This is a genomic window from Bradyrhizobium retamae (assembly GCF_001440415.1).
GTDB lineage: Bacteria > Pseudomonadota > Alphaproteobacteria > Rhizobiales > Xanthobacteraceae > Bradyrhizobium > Bradyrhizobium retamae.
The window spans coordinates 1-8,560 of record NZ_LLYA01000016.1 but is presented as its reverse complement, the minus strand read 5'-3'; the positions used below and the strand labels follow the sequence as shown (position 1 = coordinate 8,560).

7 protein-coding genes and 2 pseudogenes are annotated in these 8,560 nt (G+C 57.5%); 6 read left to right on the top strand and 3 right to left on the bottom strand.

What is annotated here, in order from left to right:
* Positions 1-728: autoinducer binding domain-containing protein (locus tag CQ13_RS04905; protein ID WP_057841892.1), on the bottom strand; the 728-nt coding region annotated here is incomplete at its 3' end.
* A gap of 445 nt (positions 729-1,173) precedes the next feature.
* On the opposite strand from CQ13_RS04905, the gene CQ13_RS04900 reads away from it, so the two are divergent.
* Positions 1,174-2,052, top strand: a complete 879-nt coding sequence (locus CQ13_RS04900; RefSeq protein ID WP_057841891.1) for a LysR substrate-binding domain-containing protein — start codon at positions 1,174-1,176, stop codon at positions 2,050-2,052.
* A 165-nt stretch (positions 2,053-2,217) separates the two neighbouring features.
* Here the strand turns inward: CQ13_RS04900 and CQ13_RS04895 are convergent, their stop codons facing one another.
* Positions 2,218-4,104, bottom strand: a complete 1,887-nt coding sequence (locus CQ13_RS04895) for an MFS transporter (RefSeq protein ID WP_245309024.1) — start codon at positions 4,102-4,104, stop codon at positions 2,218-2,220.
* Complete coding sequence (locus CQ13_RS04890) at positions 4,101-5,015, bottom strand: alpha/beta fold hydrolase (RefSeq protein WP_057841890.1); 915 nt, start codon at positions 5,013-5,015, stop codon at positions 4,101-4,103. The genes CQ13_RS04895 and CQ13_RS04890 overlap by 4 nt, the downstream gene beginning before the upstream one ends.
* A 305-nt stretch (positions 5,016-5,320) precedes the next feature.
* Between CQ13_RS04890 and CQ13_RS47560 the strand changes: the two genes are divergently transcribed.
* The 5 genes and pseudogenes from CQ13_RS47560 to CQ13_RS40495 form a co-directional block, all read left to right on the top strand.
* Positions 5,321-5,689, top strand: coding sequence for a hypothetical protein (locus CQ13_RS47560; RefSeq protein WP_488225901.1), 369 nt, complete (start codon positions 5,321-5,323; stop codon positions 5,687-5,689).
* 184 nt (positions 5,690-5,873) lie between these two features.
* Complete coding sequence (locus CQ13_RS04880; RefSeq protein ID WP_057841888.1) at positions 5,874-6,065, top strand: hypothetical protein; 192 nt, start codon at positions 5,874-5,876, stop codon at positions 6,063-6,065.
* 4 nt (positions 6,066-6,069) lie between these two features.
* Positions 6,070-6,291 (top strand): annotated as a pseudogene (gene nifT, locus CQ13_RS04875) (putative nitrogen fixation protein NifT).
* Between the two features lie 126 nt (positions 6,292-6,417).
* Positions 6,418-6,645 (top strand): hypothetical protein, encoded by a 228-nt coding sequence (locus CQ13_RS04870; protein WP_156433504.1) that lies wholly within the window; start codon positions 6,418-6,420, stop codon positions 6,643-6,645.
* Positions 6,646-8,277: 1,632 nt separating this feature from the next.
* Positions 8,278-8,505: pseudogene (locus tag CQ13_RS40495) on the top strand (DDE-type integrase/transposase/recombinase); the annotation flags it as partial.
* Positions 8,506-8,560 lie beyond the last annotated feature (55 nt).

The window sequence follows — 8,560 nt, the reverse complement described above, 5'->3', positions numbered from 1 at the left end:
TAGGACAACAAACCGCGCCGCAGCGCCTCGGCGACGCATTGGGCAATAGATGCTGCACCTAGTTTGCGGCGCGCGTTCTCAAGATGAAACACGACAGTTCGCGGTGCAATCTGGACCAGCACCGCGATATCGACGACAGCTTTTCCGCGCGCGGTCCAGGCAAGGCATTGGCGCTCGCGCTGAGTGAGTTCACTTGCGGCGAGTTTACTGGCAGAGAGTACGTCAAGTCTGGCGGCGACATAACAATGAAAGTGCAACCCGACGAGGTGTACCAGATCCTTCCCGTCGGCCACGAGCCGCTCGGGGTGAAGATCGCGGTCGCCCGTCGCCAGCGTAAATGCAGCCATCCGTCCAAATCCACTCCTGATTGGCACAGTGATGCCTGATCTAATCCCGAAGGTCGTCGCTTCATCGAAGAACCGGCGCTGCTCGCGATTTCCGGCCAGGGCTGACGCCTCGCCTCCCCAGCTGAACAGCGCGTGCTCGGCACGCGCGCGGCGCACCACAGGATCGAGCTGCTGATATCCAAGCTGGAAGTACCGGCTGGTCCAGGATTTTGGATAGGACGAGATCAACATCGGCGTCTCGCCGGTCAGGTGCAAATAGGCAAATCGCTGGAAGCCGAGCCTCTGTGTTAGCCGCGTTGCGACACGCTCGAATTCATCCGCGTTGCTTGCGGTTTGGATGGCATCAATAAATTCCTGGAAGATGCTTTCGACCGGGCTCATTCCGGCTCTACCATTTGAACATAATCGACGTGCTTCCTAATGACCTCACCCTCGCCTTTGGCGAAGAAGCTGCTCGGCCTACCGGGTCGCGCGAGCTCCCGCCAGAACAGCCACGCGCTCGAGATCGGGTGGCCGAGCTGGAGGCGCACACGAAGACCCTGCCCGTCGATGTACCGACATCATTCCATGCAACCCATTCGGACAGGATTTCGGCAAACTCGGAAAAGGCGTGCGAACGGTGAGCCCTGCCAAGAGACTAAATTGCCATCTATCCTTTTTCTAAGTGAAAACCTGCAACGCAACCTTACAAGAGCTAGAGAATCTCTTACAATCAACCTTGTTGTCGTTTTCCTTGAAGACTTTCAATCGTCCGAATTAACGGCGTTTCCGTCATCTTGAAAGTATCATTCCTTGAGATCCATGTTAGAGAATCTAACAGCTAGGCATGCGCAAAATTCCACCTTTCACCGCTCTTCGTGCCTTTGAGGCGGTGTCACGCCATGAAAGTGTCACGCAAGCTGCCGCTGAACTGAATGTCAGCCACAGCGCTGTCAGCCAACAGTTGCGCCTGCTGGAAGGATATTTCTCCCGCAAATTGGTGCGGAAGGCTGGCAACCGCATTGAATTGACGCCTGCAGCACGTTCTTACGCTCATGATGTACGCAAGAGCCTCGATCTGTTGGCCGTTGCTTCGGAGGACTTTGCCAGCTCCGGCTCCGCACACTGCATCCGCATCAACGCGACGCCGTCGTTTGCGATGCGATGGCTCATCCCCCGTATCGCGGCCTTTCAGCGACTGAATCCGCGTATCGAAATTCGACTTGAAACCTCTAACACCGATGAGTTCGAGTCGAGCGTCGACCAAACTGATCTTGTCATCCGACGCTATCCCATGAAAAAAGCCGGACTAGCTTGCCGTCATCTTCTCGATGACGAAGCCGTGGCGGTCGTCTCGCCAGTGCTGCTGTCGGAATTGAAAGTACGCCATGCGAAGGATTTGATGCGGTGCCCGCTACTGCACATGAAAAGCCGTATCTCGGCTTGGCCGGACTGGTTCCGCAAGGCTGGTATAGATATCAGTCAGACACCACGCGGCCAAGTCTTTGACCACTTCTTTCTCTGCATAGAGGCAGCAATCAACGGCTATGGTATTGCTCTTGTGCCGGAGGCTCTCGTTTCTCTGGACATTGCAGAACAGCGCCTTGGAGTTCTTTTTCCTCAAGCACGCATCATTGGCTCTGGGTTCTACGGCCTATTCAACCCCTCAGCGCGCAAAGCAAGAAGTGTTGAACAGTTCATCACATGGCTGACGCAAGAAGATTAACTCCACGTGAAGACGTCGACTGCAGTTGAGTGGCCTTGCCCGTCGGCCCCCAAACGCCGAGCGCAATTCAACTTCGTGGCAAAGCCGGGCACGTCAGGTTGAAGAGCGCCTAGATGGGCCGCTGGTCGCGGTGGTGCCGCTTTCGTCCACAGCTTCTAGAGCTCGCTAGAGCGACCCGTTGCTCCCGACACCGCTGCCTCGTCCCGTCGATAGGGGCGCACGGATAACAAACCAGAACCATGCTCCGAGCTGAACTGCAAGGTTGACTGCAAAGGCTGTCTGGTAAGCAACTTCCGGGTAGTGGCCCTGCTGAGGCGTCCAGTACTGAATCACGAAGCCCACCAGATACTGGACCAGAAACGCGCAACCTATGTGACAGACGTTGAGCGCCGCGGTGGCACGTCCAGCAAGCTCTTTTGGGAAAAAATCGGCCAGAATCGCGTAGCTAAGGACCGTCGCCGCTCCGCCGGCAGCCACGATCATCCACGGAACAGATGATGGCAAAGGTACTCGCAGGATCACTGCCAATTGGGCTACGAAGAACGGAACTGCGACCAAGCCCAAGAGCGGTCGTGGACCTATCCCGTATCGACGAAGCTTTTGAGCCGCAACTCCTAGAACCAGGGCGCCCGCACTCGATGCGATTGCCATGACAAAGAGATTGCGAAGCAATTCAGATCGGTCCAGGTCCTCGACATCGGAGAACCACTGGGCAGCCCACAACCCCTGTAACGCCCAGGCCGTACCAATGCAGGTCGCAGAGAGCGGAGCCAAACGCCAGAAGCGAGGATCTGTATAAATTATTCGCAGTCCAACGGTAGTGCCCTTTGCCAATGACCACCTGCCCTTTGGCACGAGAACGAAAATTGCAAGGGCGCATCCAACCGATGCAATGGCCAGGAGCTCGAACAATCCCCGCCAGCCGATCGACGCGAGCAGGTATTCGGCCGGCAATGTTGCCGTCACGGCGCCAAAGGATCCTAGCATGATCATCAGGCCATTGAGCAGTGGCACCTGCTCGGCGGGAAACCAGAGAACGACGGCTTTCAATCCGGCCGTCAATGCTGCAGAAGCGCCAAAGCCGATTAACGCCCGGCCGAGAAGAAGAAGCCAAAAATTGTCGGAGACGGCAAATAGCGCTGCCCCGGCGGCTGCGGCCATCAGCACGACACTCTGGATTTTTCCTGGACCGTATCGGTCCACTAACACCCCGATAGGAATCTGGGCGGCCGCGAAGGTCAGGAAGTAGATGGACGTCAGGAGACCGAGGTCATCCGCACTCAGACCAAACTCTTTGGTCAGTGGTGCAGCTATGGTCGCGTTGATGGTTCGAAAGAGAAAAGAAAGGTAGTAAGCTGCGACGAAGGGTAAGAAGACGCGCAAAACTAAAAGCCAATCTGTGGAGAAGGCTCGTGACCGCTGCGGCCCCCTAGCACGCCATGGCGCCAGAAGCGGCCGCAATATCGCGCCAGGCATTGTTTGCTCTGCTGTTGTATCGGGTTCGCGCTCGAAGGCTGCGCCTCGAGCAACAGGCGGAGATTGTGGTTTGTTGCCGGCGACAGTCGCCGCAACGCCGTTTGGTTCCTGGTGGGTGGAGCGGGTCGACCCTTCTTGCCTCACCGGTTGTGTTGCAAGATGCGCCGGATCAGTCGAATTCACCCGCTCGATTGTTTCCTTTATGAGCGACGTTCCTAGGTCGACTCGCCTTGTCACCTGAGCAGCAAATTCGTCAAAGCGCGCGAGTCCCAGGGTACAGGCGGCAGGTTGGTCGGCAGCTGCAAGCGGGGGCGTGACGGCGAGAAGAAATCGAGCCTGAAGTGCAACAGCCTCACTCACAATCCGCAACTCTTGATGAAGCCGTTCGAGGTTCCGATTGATGGCGTTCAGCCGGCGATCAACCGAGGTCTCTTCAACGGCGTCATGATCTGGCTTGAAGAAATGAGCGAGGGCAGCCTCAATGACCGCCGATTTGGTGGCCCCGGGACGTTGCGCTGCGACTTCGAGCCGCGCGGCGACAGGCTCTGAAAGGTAGACACCGATCCATAGCTTCATGGAAGCGCTCCGTCGAAATGCAATCGAGCGGCCGCTGACTTCTCATGTCCCGAGACGGACTGTTTCCGCCGGTCGATATGACCCCAGCTTCCTCGCTCGACGGCGCTGAAGAAGGCTTCAATTTGCGCGTTGAAGGCGGCAGGTTCTTCGAGATTGATGGCATGGCCCGTATTAGGGCACACCCAAATGCCGGCGGCGGGAATTGTGGATTTGAGCATTAGGCCGGTTTCTAAACATGGCATGTCCTCGTCACCCACCGCGAGCAGTACCGGGACCGTCATCCGTGAAAATTCGTCGCGGAAGTTGTACAAAGCCGGTCGCACAGCTTGACACTGAAGCAAAGTATTGGCCATCCCCTGCGCCGAATGCTGCTTGAGTCGATCTACGAACTCCTGCCAGCCCTTCGGATCCTTGTGTTTCAGTTGAATTCGCGTGGAGTGGCGTGCCATTTTCTCTGCCATGGCATCCATACCTCGCGCCGCCAATGCGCGCGCGAGAACAGACGTGTTCTTCAACCACCTTTCACGATCCGAGGCTGGAGATCCCGCCCCTGCTCCGGCTGCGGCGATCGCGCTGCTCCTTTCGCGGTACCGCAACCCAAACAGCAGAGCAGCATAGGCGCCCATGCTAGATCCAACCATGTGGGCGCGCCCGATCGAGAGGTCGCGCATGACGATGCCGATGTCTTCCACGGCGACCTCCCAGCCGTATATGGCGGGATCATCAGGAACGTCGCTCGGTGGATATCCACGCGCGTTGTATGCGATGCACCTATAGCCACGCGAGAAATAACGGATCTGCGCTTCCCAGCTGTGCAGGTCGGATTCGAATTCATGAACGAAAATGATTGGATAGCCCCGCCCATATTCCTCGAAATACAGCCTTATTCCACCTGAATCGATATAAGGCATTGCCACCCCTTTTCTTGGAGCGCCGGCAAGACGCTGCCGCGCATCGAGTGGCGTTGTGGATGAGCAGGGATAAGAATGGAGGTGTCGATAACCGGCGGATCGGATTTCGACACACCTCTCTTGTCTGACGCGCTTCGGCCAGGCCCTTCAGGTCTATATCGGGAGCAACTCCTTAAGCTCGCCCGAGAGCACGATCTGGCTGAAGCGACGGGCGAGCTTCACGCGATCTCCTCGAGAATGAGCGCGTGTCCGTTGAGTAACCCCTCCGAAAGGGAGCTTAGACGCATTACTCTTGGCGCGTTGGCGTGCCGCCGACCCCAGCGCTGGTGTCCCATCGTCTTGGCGCGGCGCGGCGAACTAGGTCTTCGCCGAAAAGTCGTCCTTCTCCGACTGTAGGCGCCTTATCGGACGCGAACAGTTTTGTTCACGTGGGTGACAATCAATATGTGCTTGATCCTAGGCTGCACCCCGACAAGTGGACGCTGAACGAGGAGGGAAAATGGCAGCGGGCGGACAAGCCTCGACTATATCTCTCCAAAGCTGAGAGTAGTGATGACGAAAACGAAGGAAGCGTCGAGGAATATTCGGGCGAAGAATATATCGAAACGGATTCGTCTGGGGATGATCCTTCTTGGTACTTCGACCGGCTCAATTTAGTCCCGGGGACCGGCTAGCAGAAGTCGCGCCAGGTGCGGCTTGGACTGGAAGTGGCCGACTGCTCATAGCCGCATGCACTGGGGCGAAAGTGGGCCTGTAACGGGAGCGCCCGCCACGCGCGGGCGTGCTGCTGATGTGACGCGCGAGCGGATATAGATTCGGAATCGGCACAGGCTCGGGTCAGCTTGCAGCTCCGGCTCAATGGAAGCATCGCATGTGCTGCGCGATGAATGTGCCGGCGACGCGCCTGCGGGGGCGGTCCGCTTTCCGCTTTCGCGTGAAACCACGATCGGAGAGATCGATCAGCTCTTGCGCGCGCTGTCCGGCATCGTGGCGCGCTTGCGCGCTGGACGCTCGCAGTCCTGCGGGCAATGTCCTTCCAACCAGAGTTGATCTTATGAAAGTCATGATTGCCGCTCGCCCGAGGCTGGCCTGTCGATTTACGTGCCGAAGAAGGACCTCGAAGAGTCGGTCGTTGGATCGGAGCACGACACGCTGTGGGGCGGGTGGATAAGAATAGCCAATGGCTGGGTGCTCGATCTGCCTGAGATGGCGAGTGACACGCCATTGCCGATCACGTAAATGCCAGGAACGTGGTGAGGACGGGGATGACCGATGAAGACGACCCCGCTCAATGCGAGCGACGCGGAGATGATCCTCATTGGCCTCGGCCTCAGGCAGCGTGCCCGCAGCATTATTCCCATCTCGGCCCTTGCCTCACCGAGTTGTCCAAAGCGATGTGCCGATGACGCCGGAGGCCTTGGCTACCTTCTTCGCCGGCAACGTCGCGCTGCCCTGCCGGAGCAAGGGCAATGTCTGCGCGTCGGCGCAGTACATCGAGACCAACAAACATCACTCAGCCTTGACGGCACTGATGGCGCAGGCTTTTGCCCCACCGGTCGAGCTGACGGCACTTTATCATTATCTCGCGGCGCTGTTTCTGTTAAATGCGACCGTCTGGAATGATGATTAGGGCAATTCCATCCAATCGTCTATGCGTCAGTCCGGGCCACCATCCGAGCCATTGGCCTGAAGCGGGCATTAGCAGTAGATCTTATAGACCTGGGCTCGGCCTGTCCCGAACCATCTCTGCCAACCGGAGAGCAGAGCAATTCCCCGAAGCTGTTGAGAACGCGCTCAAGCAGCAGCAGGCTCGGAAGAAACAAGACGAACAATGGCGCGAACATCAGAGGGGTCACACTCGAGATTGATCGGGGTAGCCGGGTTCGAAGCGAAGATGTGGCGCACGACCTGACACACAAAGGAAGAAGAGACGTGGTGAGACAATAACGCCAATGAAGGTCGGCGAGAAACACCCGTCTTGGCAAGATCGCCGAAAACAATCGAGCTGCTCTATTGCTGGGCTAATGGCACAGGATCTCATTCCCGGAGTCCAGAAGATAGACAAGAAATCCGCCGAGGAGCTTTGGAATTCCTCCGCGTCAATATGCAGAAACGGGATGGTCCGTCAAAACGAAATCTTTGTTCAACGCAGCCCGACCGTAACAGGCGCGGTGTCGAGTTACAAGGGAGCGATAAAGGAAAGAGCCCCTCAACGAGGGTGGGCCTTCGAGGCATCGCATTCGAGTTGGGAACGCGGGCGCGGGTACAGCTGTGTCCCGAAACTCGTCAGCTTCCTGACAGCTAAGCTCCCTAACATGAGAACGTGGTCTCTTGACGACGGATGCCGCCGATGGGTCAACGGTGACAAACCCAGGAAAAGCTCTGGCGAATTTGAGCCCACGTTCTCAAACCAATAGGAGAGCTGTATGGATTTCAGCCGGATCGACGGTGCTGGGTCTCCAGGGTCCCCAAGTGCCTACGAGTGGACTCAAGAAGATCATGATCTATTTAGTCGAGTGATCAATGAAGCCGGGCCGTCCTCGTCTGCCGAGCCAGACAAGACAGTATATGATGTTTCATGGGCCGTTCCCGAAATGTTTTCGCACGGCTCCCAAGTCGCCCCGCTTCGAATGATCGAGAAACTGACCCACCACGGTCTCCTGCCCGACTCGGAGCAGCCGACGATGAGCTACGAGATCCGGAGTCACCTCTACACGGCCGCATTGGATCTGTCTCAGAGCGTACGCCTCATTCATAACCCACCGGAAGCTCAAATGCCGCGACTCGGGTCGACGGGGGCGCCAGATTTCGGAGCGTTCTTCGTTGAGACCCGGCGTGGTCGTGTGCCCCCCGGAGCAATGGGCCCCGCTGGCGCTTATTGAAAAGCTGCGCGAACATGGGCTCATGCCTACCGCAGACCACCCAACAACCATTTCGCTCGGCAGCAAGCTTTATAACGCCGAGCTAAAAGAAGGAGGGTTCGTTAGGCTTACGCGCCAGACCTGAAATCTATGCGGTGGCTGAGCCAACTTGGCTGGGCGGGAGCCCTCCGGCCCAGCCGGCTTCTACTACGTAGACAATTCACCGTTCCCCACTGGACTGTCCGCATCGCCAGCGGCTGCGCATTTTGTCGAACCCGCTGGCAGCTGGCGAGCATGAACGCTGTGGCAGTTGAGTGGCTGCGCAAGCTGATGGCGCTCCGGCGGATTTCCTGAATGCAGTACCGGCCAATAGCGATGCTGCGGTAGCGCTCGCGATCGCGCTCCTGCCATATGGCGCTACTCGCAGGGAGATGAGGCTAAGCATCAAGCATCGGCAGCATAGAGGATTAAACAATCGAGCAGAGAATTCCCACCAGCCCGCTCGCCGAAGAGAGCGGCAGATGAAGCGCTTCAAATCGGCACGACAGGCGCAGCGCTTTCTTTCTATCCACGATCCCATCGCGAACCTGTTTCACCTAAGGCCCCATCGCTTGACTGCTAGCACCTAATCTTACTGAGTCAGAGTGTCGCGGCCTTTGCCGAGAAGAATCATATATTTGAAAA